The 21,149-nt window shown below is 50.5% G+C and carries 13 protein-coding genes; 9 read left to right on the forward strand and 4 right to left on the reverse strand.

The genetic code is table 11. The annotated features are described in order from the left end of the window. Positions 1–114 precede the first annotated feature (114 nt). Both Dia5BBH33_RS10610 and Dia5BBH33_RS10615 read left to right on the forward strand, forming a co-directional pair. On the forward strand, positions 115–1,755 hold the full coding sequence (locus Dia5BBH33_RS10610; protein ID WP_144269335.1) for an IS3 family transposase: 1,641 nt from the start codon (positions 115–117) through the stop codon (positions 1,753–1,755). A 328-nt stretch (positions 1,756–2,083) separates the two neighbouring features. Then, positions 2,084–4,168, forward strand: coding sequence for a transglycosylase domain-containing protein (locus Dia5BBH33_RS10615; RefSeq protein WP_144269336.1), 2,085 nt, complete (start codon positions 2,084–2,086; stop codon positions 4,166–4,168). A gap of 173 nt (positions 4,169–4,341) precedes the next feature. Here the strand turns inward: Dia5BBH33_RS10615 and Dia5BBH33_RS10620 are convergent, their stop codons facing one another. The 4 genes from Dia5BBH33_RS10620 to Dia5BBH33_RS10635 all read right to left on the reverse strand — a co-directional run bounded on the left by Dia5BBH33_RS10620 (position 4,342) and on the right by Dia5BBH33_RS10635 (position 9,646). Continuing rightward, positions 4,342–5,217, reverse strand: coding sequence for an IS3 family transposase (locus Dia5BBH33_RS10620; RefSeq protein WP_108850042.1), 876 nt, complete (start codon positions 5,215–5,217; stop codon positions 4,342–4,344). Then, positions 5,214–5,912, reverse strand: a complete 699-nt coding sequence (locus tag Dia5BBH33_RS10625) for a helix-turn-helix domain-containing protein (RefSeq protein WP_162297576.1) — start codon at positions 5,910–5,912, stop codon at positions 5,214–5,216. Before Dia5BBH33_RS10625 ends, Dia5BBH33_RS10620 begins: the two co-directional genes overlap by 4 nt. A 1,296-nt stretch (positions 5,913–7,208) precedes the next feature. Further along, positions 7,209–7,667: an arsenate reductase/protein-tyrosine-phosphatase family protein gene (locus Dia5BBH33_RS10630; RefSeq protein WP_022382536.1), complete on the reverse strand. Its 459-nt coding sequence runs from the start codon at positions 7,665–7,667 to the stop codon at positions 7,209–7,211. A gap of 113 nt (positions 7,668–7,780) precedes the next feature. After that, positions 7,781–9,646: an SEL1-like repeat protein gene (locus tag Dia5BBH33_RS10635; protein ID WP_144269337.1), complete on the reverse strand. Its 1,866-nt coding sequence runs from the start codon at positions 9,644–9,646 to the stop codon at positions 7,781–7,783. 424 nt (positions 9,647–10,070) lie between these two features. Here Dia5BBH33_RS10635 and Dia5BBH33_RS10640 point away from each other — a divergent pair, with 424 nt between their 5' ends. From Dia5BBH33_RS10640 to Dia5BBH33_RS10670, 7 genes are all read left to right on the forward strand, one after another. Beyond that, the gene (locus Dia5BBH33_RS10640; RefSeq protein WP_144269338.1) at positions 10,071–13,448 is read left to right on the forward strand and encodes an EAL domain-containing protein; all 3,378 of its coding nucleotides are present in this window, start codon (positions 10,071–10,073) and stop codon (positions 13,446–13,448) included. Positions 13,449–13,511: 63 nt separating this feature from the next. Continuing rightward, the gene (locus tag Dia5BBH33_RS10645; protein ID WP_144269339.1) at positions 13,512–14,873 is read left to right on the forward strand and encodes a sensor domain-containing diguanylate cyclase; all 1,362 of its coding nucleotides are present in this window, start codon (positions 13,512–13,514) and stop codon (positions 14,871–14,873) included. Between the two features lie 535 nt (positions 14,874–15,408). Beyond that, on the forward strand, positions 15,409–16,776 hold the full coding sequence (locus Dia5BBH33_RS10650) for a hemolysin family protein (RefSeq protein WP_108850272.1): 1,368 nt from the start codon (positions 15,409–15,411) through the stop codon (positions 16,774–16,776). Next, positions 16,760–17,491 carry a hypothetical protein gene (locus Dia5BBH33_RS10655; RefSeq protein WP_144269340.1) on the forward strand — a complete coding sequence of 244 codons (732 nt, stop codon included), beginning with the start codon at positions 16,760–16,762 and terminating at the stop codon, positions 17,489–17,491. The genes Dia5BBH33_RS10650 and Dia5BBH33_RS10655 overlap by 17 nt, the downstream gene beginning before the upstream one ends. A 450-nt stretch (positions 17,492–17,941) precedes the next feature. After that, positions 17,942–18,745, forward strand: coding sequence for a uridine phosphorylase (gene udp, locus Dia5BBH33_RS10660; protein ID WP_144269341.1), 804 nt, complete (start codon positions 17,942–17,944; stop codon positions 18,743–18,745). Between the two features lie 116 nt (positions 18,746–18,861). Further along, positions 18,862–20,439, forward strand: a complete 1,578-nt coding sequence (locus Dia5BBH33_RS10665; protein ID WP_143332102.1) for an IS1182 family transposase — start codon at positions 18,862–18,864, stop codon at positions 20,437–20,439. Positions 20,440–20,761: 322 nt separating this feature from the next. Next, positions 20,762–21,022, forward strand: a complete 261-nt coding sequence (locus Dia5BBH33_RS10670; protein WP_108850270.1) for a hypothetical protein — start codon at positions 20,762–20,764, stop codon at positions 21,020–21,022. The last annotated feature ends 127 nt before the right edge of the window (positions 21,023–21,149 follow it).

A 21,149-nucleotide genomic window follows, 5' to 3' on the forward strand; every position in this document is an offset into this window, starting at 1 on the left:
CTCACACTCAATAGACTCTTTCCTATTACACCTTCACAATAGCGATGTACTGAATCCGGAGGGGACGCGGACAAAAAGTTGGACCAATTGACAGAGGTGTCAGGAGGTCAATTTATGTATTCGCATGAAGAACGCTTAAAGGCAGTCAAACTGCACGTCGATTCGGGCATGGGGCTCAAAGGCATTATGAGAACGCTCGGCTATCCTCACGACATAAAAGTGTTGCGTCAATGGTGCCGGGAATTCAAGTTCTCCAGAGAGATTCACGAAGTAGACGGATTTGATGACGGATATTCTCTCAAACAAAAAACATTAGCCGTCAAATACTTCGTAAATTGCGGCGATCTGCGGCGCACCATCAGGGAAATAGGCTATCCCAGCAGCACGCAGAGATTGAAAATATGGGTTGAGAAATACAACCTTAACGAAAACGATCATTGGCAAGCTGACCAGAACCCTGTAAAATGGGGGCAAGATCGACAGACGGGAAGCAGTCCACTGATTCAGGAGAATCCATTCGAAGAAATTGAGATAGCCTCTAACGCTATCTACAAGGACTTAGGCTTCCTCGAGGAATTGTTCCAAAGGAGGCTGGCAACAATGTCTAAAAAGGACTCGGAAGTAACGATTGAATCTTTAAAAGAAGAAATGCAAGTACTGCTTAGAAATATGGAAAACCTCCGCAAAGAGAATAAAGCATTGCTGAAAGCCAATCAGTCACTGGGAGAGAAGACGAAGTCTCTTGATGAAAAGTGCCAGACACTTGCGAAAGAGTATAAGGAGCTTGGCGAGCAGACTCTTATTAAACGGATCGAGTACGAAGCCCTCGAGATAGCTGCAGAAACAATAAAAAAAGAAGAGGGCATCAGTCTAAAAACACTGACCAATCGGGAAAAAGCCATCGTGATTGATGCCCTTCTGAGCCGCAGCAAGTATCCCCTGAAGAAACTGCTGACGGTGCTAAATATGGCTAAAGCCTCATATTTCTACCAGAAATCCGCTATGAAGGCGGGAGATAAATATGCGGAAATACGCGAAACCATCAAAGACAAATTTAAGAAGAACCGGTCGGTTTATGGTTACCGGAGAATCTGGTTAGCGCTCAGAAAAGATGGAAAAATTCTTTCTGAGAAGCTCGTCCGCCGCTTTATGAAAGAGGATCATCTGGTTCCATACCGCAAAAAAGCTAAAAAGTATAACTCCTACAAAGGAGAAATTTCACCTGCCCCTAATCTCGTTAACAGGAATTTTCATGCCGACGAATTAGGAAAGCTGCTTCTCACAGATATTACGGAATTCCACATATCTGCAGGGAAAGTATACCTGTCAGCTATAACTGACGTCTTTGACGGCAAGATTGTCGCATGGACGATCGGCACGTCGCCGAATGCCAAACTGGTCAATACCATGCTGGTAAAAGCGAGAGAGGCCCTGGGCGATGACAAGCATCCTATCGTTCATTCAGACCGCGGTATACATTACCAATGGCCTGGATGGATCGCCTTGATGAAGAAATTCGGCTGGACAAGATCCATGTCGAAAAAAGGGTGCTCGCCGGATAATGCTGCTTGTGAAGGTGTCTTTGGAAGAGTAAAAAACGAAATGTTCTATAATAGAAGCTGGATAGGTGTATCCATTAAAGAATTCATAGCTTACCTAGACGATTATCTTCATTGGTATAATGAAGACCGAATTAAAATTACCTTGGGCGGCATGAGTCCAGTAGAATACAGAGAAAGCTTAGGGATAATGTAAGTACTACCAGAATGGTCCAAAAAAATATCCGCACCCCCGGATCTCCTAGACGAGAAAGCTGTCCCCGTTAGGGGAAAGTGGCGCGCATGCGCCGAAAGGGGTTCATTACCACGCAGGAAAGCTGCGGTTGTCTGGTTTTCTTGTCAATATTTCCCCACATCCACTCCATTTTCACAAATATCCCCCTCCCTCATCCTCCCATTTCCTCTGATTTTCTTCTGATTGTGGGATTGTGATATAATATGAATGATTATTGTTTTTTTATCAAAAGTCAGCTATCCGTTTTGACGGGGCTCTCACAATTTGCATAGGAGTGCGCGTTTAGTTTATGAAGAACTCTGACATTCGCCGAGAACGGCCCAAGAAAAAATCTTCCATGTTCAAGAAGATTATCATATTTCTTGTCGTGATTTTCTTTATCGCAGGAGCAGGCGCTGCTGCGGGATTTTTTGTGTCCGTTTCCGGAAAGCTTCCGGATGTGACGGCTAATATTACGCCGAATGCGTCTTCGCGTATTTATGATACGAAGGGCCGCCTGATTACGACGGTGCATGCGGAGGAAAACCGTATCCCCGTACCGATCAGCGAAGTGCCGAAGAATTTGCAGAATGCATTCGTGGCAGCGGAAGATGTCCGTTTCTATGAACACCATGGCGTCGATCCGCGCGGTATTCTCCGTGCCATCTGGGCGAACGTGGTTTCCGGCAATGCGACGGGACAGGGCGGTTCTACCATCACCCAGCAGCTCGCAAGAAATGCATTCCTGACACAGGAACAGACACTGAAGAGAAAGCTCCTTGAAGTCGTCCTCGCTTTTGAAATCGAAAGCAAGTACACCAAGCAGCAGATTCTTGAAATGTACATGAACCAGATCTACTTCGGCCAGGGCTGCTACGGCATCCAGACCGCATCCCGCGTCTACTTCGGCAAGGACGTGAAGGATCTGTCGCTCGCGCAGTGCGCTCTGCTGGCAGGACTTCCGAACAGCCCGAACTACTACTCGCCATTCAGAAGCGTAGAAGCAGCGAAGTACCGCCAGGCGATCGTCCTCGATCAGATGGCTAAGTACGGCTACATTTCCGAAGCCGATGCTGCCGCTGCCAAGAAGGCCGACCTGCACCTTGCCAAACCGCAGTCTGCCAAGACGACAGAAAACACAGCTTCCTACTTCGTCAGCTACATCATTCAGACCATCAGCGACAAGTATGGCTCTGATACCATTTACAAAGAAGGACTCCAGATTTACACCACACTCGATCTGGATATGCAGAAAGACGCTGAAAATGCGCTGAAGAACGACCTCCCGGCAGGTTCCAAAGACTCCAAGGGCCTGACACAGCCGCAGGGCGCTCTCATGTCCATCGAAGTCGGCACAGGCCAGATCAAAGCCATGGTCGGCGGCCGCGGCGAAGACCACTTCAACCGCGCTGTCCAGATGGTCCGTCAGCCTGGCTCCGCATTCAAGCCATTCGTCTATGTCACCGCCTTTGAAAACAAATTCGAACCATCCGATCTTCTGAGCAATGAAAAGAAGACCTATGCAGGTGGCTGGACACCGAAGAACTATGAAGACGAAAGCGGCGGCAAAGTCACCCTCGAACAGGCCCTGATCGATTCCATGAACATCCCGACCATCGACCTCGCCAACCGCGTAGGCATGTCCAAGATCCTGAAAACCGCACAGGACGCAGGCATTTCCACCCTCGTCATGAGCGGTAAGCAGAACGATGACAACCTCGCAGCAGCCATCGGCGGTCTCACTAACGGCGTCTCCGTCTACGACATGGCAGAAGCATACTCCGTCTTTGCCAACGACGGCAAACTTATCAAACCAATCGCCGTCCTCAAAGTCGTCGACAGGAACGGCAGCGTCCTCGAAGACCACACCGGCACACCGGAATCCACACAGGTCATCAATGAAAACGCAGTCTACAAACTGACCTGCATCCTCCAGGAAGTCATTTCCAGAGGCACCGGCGGAAACGCATACATCGGCCGCCCGGCAGCAGGCAAGACAGGCACCACCGACGGTGAACACGACGCATGGTTCGTCGGCTACACCCCGCAGCTCGTCACAGCCGTCTGGATCGGCGACGACACCTCCAGCAACGCAGGCTACACCGGCGGCACCATCCCGGCAGCCATCTGGAGAGACTACATGAAAGCAGCCCTCTCCGGCTACTCCGTCAAGAACTTCTACATCCCGGAATCCATCCGCCAGCAAATCGAACAGCAGCGCGCAGCCAAAGCAGCCGCTGATGCAGAAGCCAAGAAGAAAGCCGAAGAAGCCAAGAAAGCAGCTGACGCCAAAGCCAAGGACGACAAATCCGCAGGCAGCAAACTCCTCGACCGCATCACAGGCAAGGACGCCAAGACGGATAATACAGCTGATGCAGCAAAAGATACAAAATAAGGAAATAAAAAAGGACCGCATGAACTTCGCGGTCCTTTTTACGTGGAGTGGGGAGGAGGAGGGAAAAGGGGCCGTAGGCCGGTCTTGACCTTGCTCCGGGAGGAGAAGTGGTGCGGATTTGTTAATACAGACAAATAAATATCATAAAAAATCTAATCGTACCTTAATCTTAATCATGCAGCCATTGGAGCTGCGTTGAATACTTCCATTGGGGCTAAAAGATGTAATTTGCGCTGAATGCGTTTGTTGTTGTAGAAGTAGATGTAGCCGTTGATCATGCTTACCACTGCTTTGCGGCTGGTGAATTTACGTGTGTAGTAACGTTCGCGCTTCAGCATTCCCCAGAACCCTTCCATCAGACCGTTGTCTGCACAGCAGCCTACGCGGGACATGCTGTGAACCAGTCCTGCTTTTTCAACGATCTTATGGAATCCGTTGCTTGTATACTGGAATCCGCGGTCAGTATGAATCATTGGATGTGCTCCTGGATTCTCTTTAAGCGCCTTTTCCATTGTCTCAAAAGCCAGTGCAGTATTGTTTCTGTCGCCGATGACATAAGAGACAATCCGACGGTCATGGCCATCAATAATGGCGCTTAAATATAACTTATGCAAAACTCCATCAGCCGTTGTGTATTTGAATTCGGTGACATCCGTCATCCATCTTGCATTGGATACGCCTGCATCGAAATCACGGTTCAGCAGGTTTTCAAAAATGTACTTTGGATCCTTTGCGTTACGAGTGCAGCCATCGGTCTTGTATTTGATCACGGACTTAATATTAAGTATCCGCCTGACACGAAGAACCAGACTGTCACTTACCATAAGGTGGCTCTCGCTATACTTCTTGATCCAATCGTTCATCCGGCGGTATCCCATATCCGGATATTCCTGATGGATTTTCACGACCTCCTGTGCGACCTTTTCTCTCAGCAGTTCACGGCCGCTCTTAATATGATTCAGCCAGCCGTAATAAGCTGCCCTGGAGACCTTTGAGAGTCGGCAGAGACTTTCTATGGAGATGTTGGTTTCTTCATGGACTTCTTTTATGGCTTTAAAATCTCTGAGAAGGTGAGTAAGGCTGAATCCTTCGAGGAACGCAACCTTTCCTCTATCTCCATCTTTTTTTTTAGCAGGGCAATCTCTGCTATAAGATCCTTCTTCTCTTCAAGAAGTCTGGCATTCTCCTGACGCAGCCGTTCTTCTTCGGTCCGGGGCGTTTGGAGCCTGATTGGCTTTCCTCTGTAATCCTCAAGACCAACTTCTCCCATCTCCTTGAACTTTTTTACCCATGTGTAGAGTGTTTGGTAGGACATGTTGTACTTCTTGGCTATCTTGTTGTAATCGCATCCACTGGCGATGCACTCCTGAACGATTCTGACTCGCTCTTCCTTGACCGATTGCTGGCGTTTGCCCATAAGATCTCCTCCTTCAGAAACGAGGTCTGTCAACTTATGCTCATTATACGCCTCAATCCATGTTTTAAGGGAGAGAGTGCCGGAAATTCTGTATTTGGCACAGACGGAAAGCATGGAAACGCCGCCTTTAAGATATTCCTTTACGGCCTGGATCTTCATCTGATTGGAGTAGTAAGACAAATGCTGCCTGGGCCGCAATCCCTTAAAGCCCTCCTCTTTATACCGGAGAACCCATTTTCTGAATGTTATGCGGCTCATATGAAGATTTTCAGCTGCCTGGGTAATCGTAACACCCTGATAGAGATATGAAGCAATCTGGTCTAACATTTCCTCCGGGGACGCTTTGGTTTTACATGGCATAAGAATGACCTCCTAATATATTTATGATATTATTCTGTCTTTCTTGTTGAATCATACCAAGGGGGCGGCGGAGCCGACGGATGAGTTGCATTTCTTCGAGCTTTAGCTCGGTTGTATGGCTTTTCAATTTCCCCATCTCTCATTTCTCATCCCCAATTTCCTCTTTATCAATAGATTACTTAGAAATCATTTATTCCCTTGCATGATTTTTAAGCAGTTACAGAAAAATTCAATAGTATTTAAAAGCCGATAGTATCGTTACTTTTACTGTTTGTCACCCTTAAGAGTACTTTTACGGCGCCAATTTTCTTCAAATGTTGTATAATAATCATAGGCAACTGCCCGCAGTTTACCTGAAAAGACTGTTCCCAGGGGTGAGTCTTTGGAAGGGAGAGTGCCCGGTGAGGTTCCTCCGGTATCGTTACCCGGAAGGAAAGCAGCCGATCGCCGACCCGGACAAGGAATAGTCCCCATGAGGCCTAAGCCTCCGAAACTCTTTTTCGATTGCAGATATACCTGCCGCTTCTCCGAGCATTGTTTGTTTTGTCCGGAGGGGTCCAATGCCTCAATGAAGCTGCCGTATATCCGCCGGCGCAAGCGTACGCCTCGCAAGCACCGGTCCTCTTTTCCAAAGAAGAATAAGGAAGAAGATGCGAAAGCTCTTTCCTCCCTGCCATCAGGCCAGAGTCAGGCCGAAAAGCAGCAAGAAGAAACCTTACGTCTCTCCGCCCGTATCGGACGCCAATCTTCCCGCTCCCGCACGCTGTCAGTGCTTCCGTGGAAAAGTCATTCATGCCGTCTTTCACGTATCCCGCAGACAAGAGCCAGCCGCTGATGCAGCGGCGCGATGGAATCCGTCTTTCCTCCTTCCAATCGCAAGGGTCTCCTAACCCATGCATCTCTTTCGCAGCAGCATAGTTGATATGTTCCTGTGACTAGATCATTCCCAAACTCCAAAAATAAAGAAGCCCTCCCTGCCGGCTGCCATCCGGTAAGGAGGGTTTTTACGTGGGAATTGCGTGTGGATGGAGGCGAGGATGTGCGGTTTTCCACGAGCAACGCGAGGTTGGCATGTTTTCCCTTTGCGAAGCAAGGGAGGGTTAACTCCCTCAAACCAGCCTTCGGCTGAAGAAAAACCAGAAAAGCCTGCGCTGCTCGCAGGGCAGGCTCAGCTCCCCCACGTAAAAGAGCCATGAAGCGTAAATCTCGCTTCATGGCTCTTTCATTTCCACAATTCACTGCTGCAAGGGGGGATGCAGTGAATCATTTCATCCAGCTTGAGAGCTGGTCGATGAGGCCCTTGCAGGCTGCCTCGGAGGCCTTGATGGCTCCGGCGAAGGTGCCCTCTTCATAAGGGTTCTCAATGTCCCCTTCAAATCCTGCATATTCGGAGAGCAGGTGGATCTTGTTGTCGACGTCGCCGCCCATAGTATTGAAGAGGGCGGGGTTATCGGGGTTGTCGACGAGAAGGATGAGGTTGTAGTTGTCATAAGTCTTCCATTCGAGCGGAATGGGGACTTCGGGGGTGACTGGGAAGCCTGCAGCCTCGAGAGCGTTCTTTCCTTCTTCACAAAGTGGTTCACCTTTGCAATCTTCGATTCGGGCACTTTCTGCTTCGATGCGGTCTTCGAGGTCAGCATCCTGAATGAGCTGCCTTGCGATGAAGAGCGCGGCAGGCGGCTGCCCGGTGCCGGTGTGGGTCAGAAACAGGAGTTTAAACATTGTAAGCTCCTTTCCAAGTGGAACAGAATATAAAGGGGTATGTTTTTAGTATAAAGGAGTTTTGTAAAGATTGTGTAAAGAAATAAGTAAAGTTATGGGTAAGGAAATGGGGATCAGAGAGCGGCGAGGGCCTCTTTGGCGGGCGCATAGCCCAGGGCTGCGGCTTTCGTGAGGAGCTGGCGGGCGAGGGGGAGATTTCTTTCTCCGCCAAGTCCCTTTTCAAGGAGCAGGGCTTCGTCGGTCATGCCCGGGGCGGCGATGATGTCGCCTCTTTCCGCAGATTTCCTGTACCATTTCAATGCAAGGGCATAATCCCTTTCTACACCTGTCCCGTCCTCATAGCATTTCCCGAGGAGGTACTGGCTCGTGATGTCGCCGTCTTCCGCGCCTTTCTTGAACCAGGAGGCAGTTTCCTTGTCATTCTTCGGGACGCCGCGGCCTTCCTGATAGAGGAGTCCGATGTAGCGGGCGGCTTTCATGTGGCCTAGCTTGTCAGCTTCCTTGAAATAGGCGAGTGCTTTGGCTGCGTCTTCTTCTGTCTTTCCATTATAGAAACGGAGGCCCTGGCTTAGGACTTTGCCGGCAATTTCATGCTTCTCTCCCTGGGAAAGGCCGCTTTCGTTGAAGGAAACGGGAGTGTTGTCCAGTGTCTGGAGATAGAGCCAGTCACGGATGCCCGGGATATTGTAGGCAAAGGTCCATGTGTACATGTGGTTGCCGTTCTGGAAGACGGTGTAATTGATGGCAGCGTCCTGCTTTTCGATCTGGCGCACGAGGTCGGCCATGGACTTGGAGTCAGCGTGGCTGTTCCAGAGGGGAGCAGTGGCTACTTTCGTGCCCAGCTTTTCCCAGCGGGAGACAGCGTCGTTCATGCCCGGATACGCTTTCGTGTCGCCTTCGCTGACGAGGATCCAGAGGTTCTTGTCCTTCAGCGCTTCCATTTCCTGCGTGTTCCACTGGCAGGCGACAAGGAACTGTGCGGCAAAGAGGTCCGGATACTTATCGCTGATGGCGATGTTTGCCATGCCGCCCTGGGACTGGCCGGTGCCGTAGATGCGGTTCGTGTCGACGGCGTACGTGTTCGTGACATCATGGATGAGATCGGTGACGAGGGTGAGGCCCTTTGTCCAAACGTTTTCATCCGTCGTCATCATGCCGAGGGAGTCGACGAGTTCCTGTGGATACTGGACGGCAAGGACGATGGAAGGATGCTTCTTCTGCTCTTCCTCCGATGCCCAGACGGTCGCGCCGTTGCCCTGGACGAGGGTGATTTTCGGATCGCTGATATTCGTGCTGGCATCCGGGATGAAGACGAGAAGCGGGTAGCTCTTCGATTTGTCATAGCCCTTCGGAAGGTAGAGGTAGTAAGGGATCGTTGCCTTCAGGGCCGGATCAGTGTAAGTGTGCTTGATGAAACCGGAAATGTCCGGCTCAAGGACGGAAGTGTCCGTATAGACCGTCTTTCCAGCAGGGATGGTCTCCCCCCCCTTGGCCGTGCGGATCGGGCCGGTCTGCGTGACCTTCACGGAGAGGTCAGGCATGACGCGGTCGCTCTTCATGGACGCATCACCGTTCTTGGGGCCTTCCTTTCCTTTGGAGCCGCCCTGCTTAAAGGGCATATCGGACTGCGGATTCGTGTTCTTGATATTGATGATGACATACCTGCCGGCTTCCGTGGGTTCGCCCGGGGATGCCGTGGTCGCTGCCCAGACGGAGGCGATTTCCTTTCCTTCCACGGAGAAATCTTCCGCAGAGAGGGAAGTTGTCAGGATTTTCTCAGGATATTCGAGAGCGATTTGGGAGACCTGCTCGCCCCAGCCATAGTTGCGGGCGATGGAAGTGACCGAAGAAACGAGAGGGGCTGCTGTTTCAGCTGCCGGCGCAGTACTTGCCGGAGCAGGCGCTGCTGCCAGACTTGCGCCGCCTCCCAGAAGACAGAGCGCACATGCCAGTGCGCAGATCATTTTTTTCTGTTTCATGGATATTCTCCTTTCGAGCGGATGTCTGCTGTCCTCATTGTAGCACCGGGGAATATAAAAAAGTCAAGAGAAATACGTAGGGGAGGAAAGGAAAGAAATCGGGAGGAAATGGGAGCCATCCGCAGGAAATCCAAAAGTGACCACTCAGCCGAATGATAGAAGTCTTACGGATATAATAAAAAAATAAAATAAAAAATCAAAAGTTATAAAAGATTGGTAAGGCACGAAAAATCCCGATTGTATCGGATTTTCTTCGATATCTTTCGTTCTTCCGGCGCGAAACTGGCCGTTTGAAATAATAGACTATTTACTTATTTTGTCGAAAATATTAAAATAAAAATGAGACATAAGCATTCTTTGTGCAATGCTTATTTGATATATATAAGGACGTTCTAGGGTGAACGATTCAAGGCGGTGAATATGGATGTTGGATGAGAAAACGATTGAAGAGCTCCATTCCTATTATGACAGGCTCCCCGGGGGCATTTGTCTGGTCAAGGCAGATGATTCCGAGGAAATTTTGCTTGCCAACGCGGAGCTTCTGAATTACTACCAGTGCGCGAACTGGCAGGAGTTCAAGGAGCTGACCGGAGGGACGTACCGGGGCATGGTGGAAGCATCCGACTATATTCCGCTGAAAGATATCGTAAGAGTGAAGGGGCAGCCGGAGGCAAATTATGCCTACTTCCAGTTCCCGTACAGGACGAGAGAAGGCCATTTCAATAAAGGAAATGCGCTCCTGATCCGCACGACGCAGAAGGGGCTCGGGGACATCTGGTCCATCAATGTCATGAAGAGCAAGTACAGCCGCGCGCCCGGTGAGACGGAAAATATCACAGGGCTCCTTGGGGGTACTGCGTTCTACAAGCGTGTCAATGAACACATCCAGATGGAAAAGATCGACGGGACCGGCGGACTGTACTGTTCTGTCTATTTCAACCTCACGAACTTCAAATTGTACAACTCCAATTACGGCATTGAGCAGGGCGACGAACTGCTCCGGAAGGTGGCGGACGTACTGCGCGCGCATTTCCCGTACTCCATCATCGCCCACTTGAATGCCGATAATTTTGCCCTCGTTGCGCCGCGTGACGGCGTCATCGAGCAGGTGGAAGCCGTCTGCCGCGAAGTCGATGAAATGATCGACAATTTCAGCATCACACTGAAGGCCGGCGTCTTCTTCCGCGACCCGGACAATCCGTCCGAATATACAGCCAACAGTGCTTTCGATATGGCCAAGATCGCCTGCGACTCCATCAAGGGCGATGCCAGCAGGAGCTGGGCCACGTACACCGAGACGATGGGGAAGAACCTCGCTGCCCGCGCGTACGTCCTGGAGAATTTCGACCGCGCCCTGAGAAACGGCTACATCAAGATTTTCTACCAGCCTGTCGTCCGCACCCTGACAGGGAAGCTCTGCGGCATGGAAGCGCTCGCCCGCTGGGAAGATCCCGAAAGAGGCAGACTCACGCCGGACATGTTCGTTCCGGTCCTTGAAGATGCCAAGCTCATTTACAAACTGGACTCCTACGTCGTCGAGCAGGTCGGGAAACGTTTGCGCACGATGGAAGATTCCGGCATGCCGGTCCTCCCGATTTCCGTCAACCTGTCCAGCGCCGATTTCGATCAGGTCGATCCCCTCGACGTCGTCGAAAGAGTCGTCAGGAAGTACCGCCTGCCCAGAAGTTATATTCGCATAGAAATCACCGAAAGCGCCCTCGTCAAAAACGGCAAGAAGCTCCAGCGCGAAATCGACCGCTTCAGGAAAGCGGGCTACCAGTGCTGGATGGACGACTTCGGAAGCGGCTACTCCTCCTTCAATGTGCTGCAGAATTTCCACTTCGATGAACTGAAGATCGATATGGCCTTCCTGCGCAATTTCAATGACCAGAGCCGGAAAATCATCAAATCCATCGTCCTCATGGCGAAATCCCTCGGCGTCCATACGCTCGCTGAAGGCGCCGAGACGCAGGAACAGGTGGATTTCCTCCGCTCCGTCGGCTGCGAAAAGATCCAGGGCTACTTCTACGGTCGTCCGATGAAGTATGATGACCTCCGCGTCCACTGCCGCGACAAGAACCTGCGCGAAGAAACGCGTCAGGAAGAATTTGCCTACGACAAACTCGGCCTCATCAATGTCCTCACCGGTGCGCCGGTCGCCCTCTGCGCCGTCAATGACAAATCGATGAGAATCCTCTACGAAAACGACGCCTACAAGAAAGTCCTCGAAGACGTCAGCGTCAGCGACCTCCGCCAGGCCAATGCCAATCTGGCGGCCGACGACCTGCCGATGCACAAGAAATTCAGGACCTTCGTCGACAAAGCTGTCGACAGCATGAAGAAAGAATCGATGACCTACGTCGACAATGGAAAGTACCTGCGCGTCAATATGGAAATCGTCGCCAGGACGAACCAGATCAGCGTCGGCCGTCTGGCCCTCTACAACATCACATTTGACGATAAATTCAAGGAAACGAAGCGGTATGACGAAATCTTCAGAAACGCCATCCTCTTCTACGACGGGATCTACTATGTCCACATGGACACGGGCGTCCTCGAAGTCCTTGAGACCATTAATCCGCTCCTGAAAGCAGGTGACCGCATCCCGTATGCACGCCAGCTCATCGCGCGCTATGCGGCCCGCTTCATCCACAGGGATGATCAGGAACGCTTCATGCAGTATGCAGATGCCAAGAGACTGTATGAAATCGCGAAGGCATCGAAACGGTCCGAAGCGAACAACGTCTTCCGCGTCAAGCAGAAAGACGGCAACTACCGCTGGAAAGAATTCGACGCCATCGTTCTCTATAAATCCCAGTCCAAGGACCTTCTCCTCTGCCTCAGAGACGCCACCATGGAACGCCTCCGCGAAAGAGAAGAGAAAGTGCCTGAATTCTTCGAATCCTTCGGCTACGTGCCAAGAAATGAAACAAGGGACTACAACCAGCAGAACAGCCAGATTTTCATCAACAATGCCCTGCAGTCTTTCCTCGACTTCTCCGGCATCAAGTTCTTCTGGAAGGACAAGAACCGCCGCTTCAAAGGCGCTTCGAACGCTTTCCTCAATTACTACGGCCTGAAGCTGGAAGACATCCTTGGCAAGACGGACGAAGACACGGGCTGGCATATCAACGAAGGCCCGTACAAGGACGACGAATGGGCCGTCCTCCGTCATGGACGCGTGAAACGCCACGTCATCGGCCACTGCATCGTCAAAGGCGTACCGCACACCATTGCTGCCTCGAAATTCCCGATTTATGACGGCAATGAAATCGTCGGCCTCGCCGGCTACTTCAACGACGTCGACAAAGGACTCTGGCGCCAGGAGCAGCAGGTCAAGATCGGCCTCACCGATCCGGACACTGGACTCTTCGGCTTCCGCGGCATGATGATGACAGGCCTCCAGTATGCGGACAACTACCGCCTCCATGGAGAAGACTTCTGCGCTATCATGCTCGACGTGCCCGACTTCGATGCCACCGTCCGCATGTACGGCCCGCAGATCAGGAAGAAACTCCTGAAACGCATCCAGAAAGCGCTTGATACCTTCGACGTACAGAAACGCGCACTCGGCCATATCGGCGAAGGCGGCAATTTCCTCTGCTTCGTCAAAAGACAGGATGCCAAATCCATCCACAAGTACCTCATCCAGCTCGCCAAGAATATCCATGAAATCACCAAGATCGACGGATACGACTGCACCCTCTACCTGCGCTATTCGACCGCATGGTGCTCCGAGTCCAAGAACCTCGACGGCATGCTGCACCTCCTCATGGAACGTCTGAATGACCAGAAACTCTAGAAACGCAGCGAATCCGACTACATCGGCGACTGCATCTCCTTCGACAGGAGAAAGTTCGACGACATGGACGAAAGAGTCGCCATGAGCGATCCCGATACATACAACCTCGTCTACCTCAACAAAGCCCTCCGCCACGACCTGGGCCTGACAGAGGATGAAGACATCACAGGAAAGAAATGCTACGAAGTCCTCGAAGGCGCCAAGAGCCCGTGCGAATTCTGCACGAACGAACGCCTCTCCAGAGACTACTTCTATAAGTGGGTCCACCACGACGCAAGAACCGGCCAGGACTACATCATGCGCGACACCCTCGTACCGTGGCGCGGCAAGAACTACCGCTTCACCTTCTCGACCTGCCTGAAAGACTACGTAGGCAAGTACCTCAAGGAGAACGGGGAAATCGTCGGAAAATCCGCAGCGAATGAAATGATCGCCATTGCCCTCGACGAAAGAGATCCCGACGCCAGCATCGACAAAATGCTCGAAAGCATCGGGGAAGCCCTCAAAGCCGACAAGGTCATGATCTTCGAAGAAGATGAAGAAAACGTCTCCGCTACCTATGAATGGAAGAAGGAAGGCGTTCCTTCCACCATCGACAAACTCCAGAAAATCCCGCGCGAAAAGGCGAAAGCCCTCTACCAGGGCTACGTCCCCAGCGAAGTTACCATCATCAACGACCCGGAAAGAATGAACAAGGCCTTGAAAGACGGCAACATCAGTGCCGTCAAAATCAACAGCCTCGTCTCCGGGCACCTTGCCATCAACAGGAAATCCTTCGGTTTCGTCGAAGTCGTCAACCCGGCACCCGACAGACTGAAAGACGCCTCCCTCCTCCTGACAGCCGTCACCAGATTCCTCAGCGTCCTCATCCGCAACAGAGACATCTACAAACGCTTGAGACAGCTCGGGAACACCGACCAGCTCACAGGAGTCATGAGCAGGCACCGCTTCATGGGACTCATGCAGCACATCCCGCAAGGCGAACCCATCGCCCTCATCTACGCTGACTTCAATGACCTCAAAGACATTAACGACACCGACGGCCACGAAGCAGGCGATGAAGCACTCAGGAAAATGGCCTGCGCCATGTGCTCCGTCGTAGACCAGAACCGCGTCTTCCGCGTAGGCGGCGACGAATTCATAGCCGTCGCAGAAGAAGTCAACCTCGACGACGTCAAAGAAATCGTCAAGAAAATGAGACAAGCCTTCGACGAACAAGGCGTCAGCGCAGCCCTTGGCTACGGCATCTTCAAAATGCCCATAGACGACATAGAAGCCGCCATCGCCGAAGTCGACCACTGGATGTACTACGACAAACGCCGCGTCAAAGAAGAACAGCACAAAGACCAGGACTTCATCCCCGACCACCTGCCGGAAAAAACCGCAGGACAGAAGGAAGAAGGAAAAGAAAACCCAGAACAGTAAAAGGAGAAAAGGATAAGACCTTCACAACAGGGGGAAGGAGATCCTTTATATCTTCAAAAAGATAAAACCTTTACAACTGGGAAAGCAGAACAACCCGAGAACCGGGGGGAAAACATACAACCGGTAAAAACGAAAACCGGGAAACCGGGAAAAGCTAAGACCGGGAAATAAAAAACCATGCCAGACCAAAATGCTGGCATGTTTTTTCAGCCGAAGGCTGGTTTAAGGGTGTTTGACCTTGCCTCGTAGAGGAAGGTGGCGGCGGAGCCGACGGAAACATCATTTCCCAGCCTGTAAGGCGGCTGTATGGTTTTTAATCTCTCCTCTCTGCTGTCCGTTTTTAAGCCTTTCCTACTTTGCCATTTCCTCGACTCACCATCATAAAATTTCCTATTTCCTCAAATCACTCCCGCGGCTTGCTGTCAAAAAGTCGCATTTTGTCCAGCATGCGTGGTACATGCATGGGATTTACTAAAAATTATGATATAATAAAGAAAAAATAATTTATTTTTCTTTATAGGAGGAAATCACAAGTATGGATGACGGCCACATATGGGGCGAATTATTGATCATCATTTTGCTGGTACTGGCCAATGGGGCTTGTTCTCTGGCGGAGATTGCCATCGTAGGCGCCAGGAAGACGAAGCTGCAGGAAATGATTGACGCGGGCAGCAAGAACGCTGTCTACGCGCTGCGTCTGGCGGAGAAGAAGGAAGAACTCTTCTCCACGATCCAGGTGGGCATCACGACCATCAGCATCATCACTGGTATGTTTTCGGGCGCGTCGCTGGCGGGTCCTTTGGGGCGCGAGCTGGAGAAAATCCCGTTCCTTGCCCCGTATGCGCAGGGCGTCAGCATGGTCACCGTCATGGTGCTTGTGACGTACTTTTCATTGATTATCGGCGAGCTCGTCCCGAAATGGGTCGCGATCGCCATTCCGGAGAAAGCAGCCTGCGCCATTGCAAGGCCGATGATCCTTCTTGCGACCGTCTGCCGTCCGCTCGTGCTTTTCTCCACGTGGTCGACGAAAGTCGTCGTCAATCTAATCGGCGTGAAAATGGGCGGTGAGCAACCGGTCTCCGAAGAAGAAATCCGCGTCCTCCTCCAACAGGGGGCAGAACTCGGCACCTTCGACAAGGAAGAACCGGAAATCATCGACAATGTCTTTGAACTCAACGACCGCACCGCCGCTGACTGCATGACCGCGCGTCCGCAGCTGACATGGCTCGACCTGGAAGACACCGAGGAAAAAATCTGGAAAGACATGATGGAGACCACCCATTTCAGGCTTCCTGTCGGGAGCGGATCCCTCGATGATTTCAAAGGCCTGGCCGACCTTTCCGAAGTCCTTATGGACCAGCACCTTTACCCGGACAAACCGCTGAAGGCATCGCTCATCGAAAAAGTACGCCAGCCGCTCTTCATTCCGGAGACACTCATCCTGACGAAACTTCTCCGCTTCTTCCGCACGAAGGGCGTCCACGAAGCCGTCGTCATCGACGAGTACGGGACATTATCCGGCCTCATCACACTCCATGACGTCCTCGAAGAAATCGTGGGCGACATGCCGGGCGACAAGCAGGACATCATTGACGAGAAAAACAAATTTATCCGCCGCTCCGAAAACTCCTGGCTGGTGGAAGGGCTCTGCTCCATCGATGAATTCAGGGAATATTTCCACATCGAGGAAGAGCTGCCAGGCGAAGCGGAAGACTACTACAAGACTTTGGGGGGCTTTATCACCTACCTGCTCGGCTACATTCCGAAAGAAACGGAAAAAGCAACCTATGACCGATTCACATTCGAAGTCATGGACTGCGACAACCGCAGAGTGGATAAGGTATTGGTAACGGAAGGAACTCCTTCCGAGAAGGAGCAGAAAGAAAATGGCAAAAAAAATTGATGAAAAAACCATGCTGGAGAACATAGAAAACCTCCGCAGTGAACTTTCTGAAACAAAAGGATTCCTGCAGACATACATGCTCGATCCAGATCCCGACTCCCGCCCCGCTGAAGACGAAAGACTGAAAACCGTCGTCCGCCTCGCAGGAGAAATGGAAGATATCCTGGCCCAGCTCACCGGCGGCGTCCACACAGAAGAAGTCAAAGAAGAAACTCCGGAAGAAAAAGAAGCTGCTGCTGAAGAAGAAAAAGACGAAGAAGTCATCAAAGAAGCAGAAGAATCCGAATACACCGAAGAAGAACCAAAAGAAGAAGCTGATGACGAAGAAGACGAAGAGGAAACCGAAGAACCGGAAGAAGTCTCTCTCGAAGGCACTCCTGAAGAAACAGAAGAAGACGCAGAAGACGACTCCATCCCGGTAGCCCAGGACATCTCCGAACCCGCCGACGACATCAACCTCGAATACAAAACCCACGAACTCGGAACACCTGGCGAAGACGAAGACAACATCGAAGCAGACTGGAACCTGAACGAAGAAGACATGATGCCAGCCTTCCGCGCCTACGCCACCAGCGAAGAACTCGAAGAAAAGAAAAAAGAAAAGAAAGCAAAGAAAGACAAGAAAAAAGACAAAAAGAAAGCAAAGAAAGACAAAAAGAGCAAAAAAATGAACAAAGAAGCCGGCCTCTTCGCCGACGTCAAAACATTTGAGTAACAGAGAAGAGGTCACCGGAGACGGGGATGCAGCATTTCCTGGGCCGTAGGCCGGTCTTAACCTTGCTCCGGAAGGAGAAGGTGGCGGCGGAGCCGACGGATGAGTTGCATTTCCTCAAGGCGTTAGCCTTGGTTGCAAGGTTTTTATCGAGCAACGCGAGGTTTAAGGGTGTTAATTTTGCTCCGTCAGGAGAAGGTGGCGCCGAAGGCGTCGGATGAGATGTAGTTCCCAGCCTGTAAGGCGGCTGTATGGTTTTCTCATTTCTTGGCTGTCCCCGTTAGGGGAAAGTGGCGCCGGAGGCGACGAAAGGGGTTCATTTTCACTCCCTCCATCTTGCTTGTACGCTTTACACTTTCGTTCCAATTAAAGAGGATGTACGACGATCACTCGTTACTGCATCCCCTTTTTCATCTCAAAAGACAATTTGTTTCCATGAAAGAAGGAATCATTATGCCGAATTATGCCAAAGATGGCGAAGTCATGTACCACACCGGCCTGACCAAAGAAATGATAAAAGGCGCCAAATACGCCCTCGTTCCCGGCGACCCGGGACGCGTCGAAGGCCTTGCCAAAGCCCTTGATCCGAACGCCGCCTTTGTCGCCAGCCACAGAGACTTCACCACCTGGACCGCCGAAGTGAATGGACAGCCTATCCTCGTCATGTCCACCGGCATGGGCGGCCCCTGCGTTACCTTCGCCGTAGAAGAACTCGCCCGCCTCGGCGTCAAAACATTCATCCGCGTAGGCACCACAGGCTCCATGCAGGAAGACCTGAACCTCGGCGACATCGTCATCAACAAAGCAGCAGTCAGAATGGATGGCGCCTCCAAAGCCTACGCCCCCATCGAATACCCCGCCGCTGCCGACATGCGTGTCACACTTGCCTTAGAAGAGGCCGCAGGGACCCTGAAGATCCCCTTCAAAACAGGCATATCCGTCTCCACCGACAGCTTCTGGCCCGGCCAGGAACGCTACGACAGCTACGCCGGCTACGTCCGCCGCGCCTACCAGGGAAGCCTCGAAGAATACCAGCACCTCGGCTGCACCAACTTCGAAATGGAAAACGCCACCCTCTTCACACTCTGCGACGTCATGGGCCTTCACGCAGGCTCCGTCTGCGGCGTAGTCGCCAAAAGAACCGACAGCGAGACAGTCGCCCCGCACGACGTCTACGAAGAAGCAGAAAAAAGATTCCAAAAGACAGTCAAGCTCGCATTAAAAATGCTCACAGGACACTTTCTCGTGAGGATTTGAGGATAGAAAAAATAAATGGTACGAAAGGGGATGTGACAAAATTCATCCCAACAAAAAGGGCTCTGCCCCGGATCATTTGGTCCGGGGCAGAGCCTTTCGTGTTATAATTTTTTACAATGAAAAATAACAACACTAGCAATCATTTTACCGCAGAACAAGGCATTTTGCCAATGTTTCCCTCTGAGATTCTCAATGTCGATGATCCTGTTTTAATGTATGACAGATTTATGGAGGAAATCGATCTTAAAAAGTACCTTCGTTACATACCGACGCGTGGCGCTGGCAGACCCAGGTATAATCCCGTCAACATGCTGAAAACGATCATCTATGGTTTCGCAGAAGAAGGATATTGCTCTTTTAGAAAACTTGAAGATAATTGCAGGGTTAATATCAGATATATGTACCTGATGAATTATGAAGCCCCATCCTATCGGACATTCTGTCATTTCGTGAAGGGCTTTCTTAAGTATTCTCTCAAGGATATCTTTTATTCAATTACGAAAGAACTCTGCGGCAAACTCAACGTGGATTTGCAGCATATATATATTGACGGTTCCAAGTTTGAAGCGAACGCAAATAAATACAGCTGGGTATGGAAGAAATCCGCTGAAAAATCCCGCTACAAGCTTTTTGCCAAGATTACCAGCCTTTTTGAGTTACTCAATGATGATCTTAAGTATGACCATATGAGTGTAAACATCAATACAGAATACGCTCCGGACTATCTGCGTCTGGTATTGGATAAATTAAAAGAAATCTGGCAGATTGATGAGACGGCCTTTGTTCATGGAAGCGGGCATCGCAAGTCCGATCATCAACGCAAGTATGAGCAGCTTAAGGCATATACATCAAAACTTGAAGAATATGTTGAGAAGATACAGATATGCGGTACTTCCAGAAACAGTTATTCGAAGACCGATACGGATGCAACATTCATGCGAATCAAGTCGGACTACATGGGAAATGATCAGCTTCTGCCTGCATACAATGTCCAAATAGGTGTTGCCGATGAATTTATTGCCGTAATTGATGTTAACCAGTATCGTTCAGATATGGATTGCTTCGTACCGCTGATGGAGGAATTCCACGAAGTCTATGGGGCTTATCCTAAGTATCCTGTGGCAGATGCAGGATATGGATCTTTCAACAATTACATCTATTGCGAGCAGCACGGTATGGAAAAGTATATGAAATTCCCCATGTACAAGAAAGAAACGAAAGACAAGAAATACCATACCAATCCGTTTCGGCCAATAAACTTTAGAGTTGATGAGAATGGAACCATCCGTTGTCCAAATGACAGGGCTTTCAAATTTATCTATAGACATCTGGTCAGAGGGAACTTATACGGCAGGCAGGAGGAAGTATTTGAATGCGAAGACTGCCAAGGATGCCCGCTGGCAGAGCAATGTAAAAAGACCCCGAAGAACAAAAGAATCTCATTGAGCAGAGAACGGAATAACATGTACCAGGAGGTTCAGGATAATCTGGAAAGCATCCATGGAGCCCTGCTAAGAATGAACCGGTCAATCCAGGCTGAAGGAACTTTTGGAATCATGAAACATGACAGATGGTACAAAAGAATCGTCAGAAAAGGGATAGATTCTGTAAAAGCCGAGTTATACCTGGTAGCACTTGGCTATAATTTAAGGAAATACATCACAAAAATAATGCGTATAAGGATTGCCGCCTAAGACAATATAATTAAAAGTCTTATGGGGGTAAGGGGGCTTACGCGCATTTTTACGTAAAAGGCTTACAGCAGAGCTAAAAATGATGAAATAAAGACGCAAAAAAGAGGCTGCAACAAAATGATTAACCATTTTGTCACAGCCCCTTTCGTTGTCAGACTGCGCTGACGCCGCTAACACTCGCCTTCCCAGGGGAAGGGCCGTAGGCCGGTCTTAACCTTGCTCTGGAAGAGAAGGTGCGCCGTATACCAGTTGGCAATGATGGTAGGAGCAAGAATGACTCGAAAGTTTGTGTACGGGGCAGATGAGTTGCATTTCCTAGGCCATGGGCCGGCTGTATGGTTTTATCATCATTTCTCTCGCTCCCACCATTGCTGCTAAAATGCCAAGGTACGCCTTCTGTTTAGAAAAGATGGGAAAGAAGGCTCTTTCTTATTACACCTTTACAACCGCCCCAAGGTGCGAATGGGAACACCAACAACCGAACTTCGTTCGAGGAAAACAAGCCAACCTCGTTCCACTCGCAGAACCTTTTTATATGAAAGAAATTAAGGGATACTACACTCTTTCCCCCGGCAACAGCTAAAAGATTAGCCGGGCCCCCTTCCTCTCCGAGGCAGGTTTTCTCGATTCTGATGGATAGTATCGAACGAGCATCATACGATTATCATTTACGGTGAACGTATTTAAATCACTATTGATAATAGCCGTTC

The organism is Dialister hominis (assembly GCF_007164725.1).
Lineage (GTDB): Bacteria > Bacillota > Negativicutes > Veillonellales > Dialisteraceae > Dialister > Dialister hominis.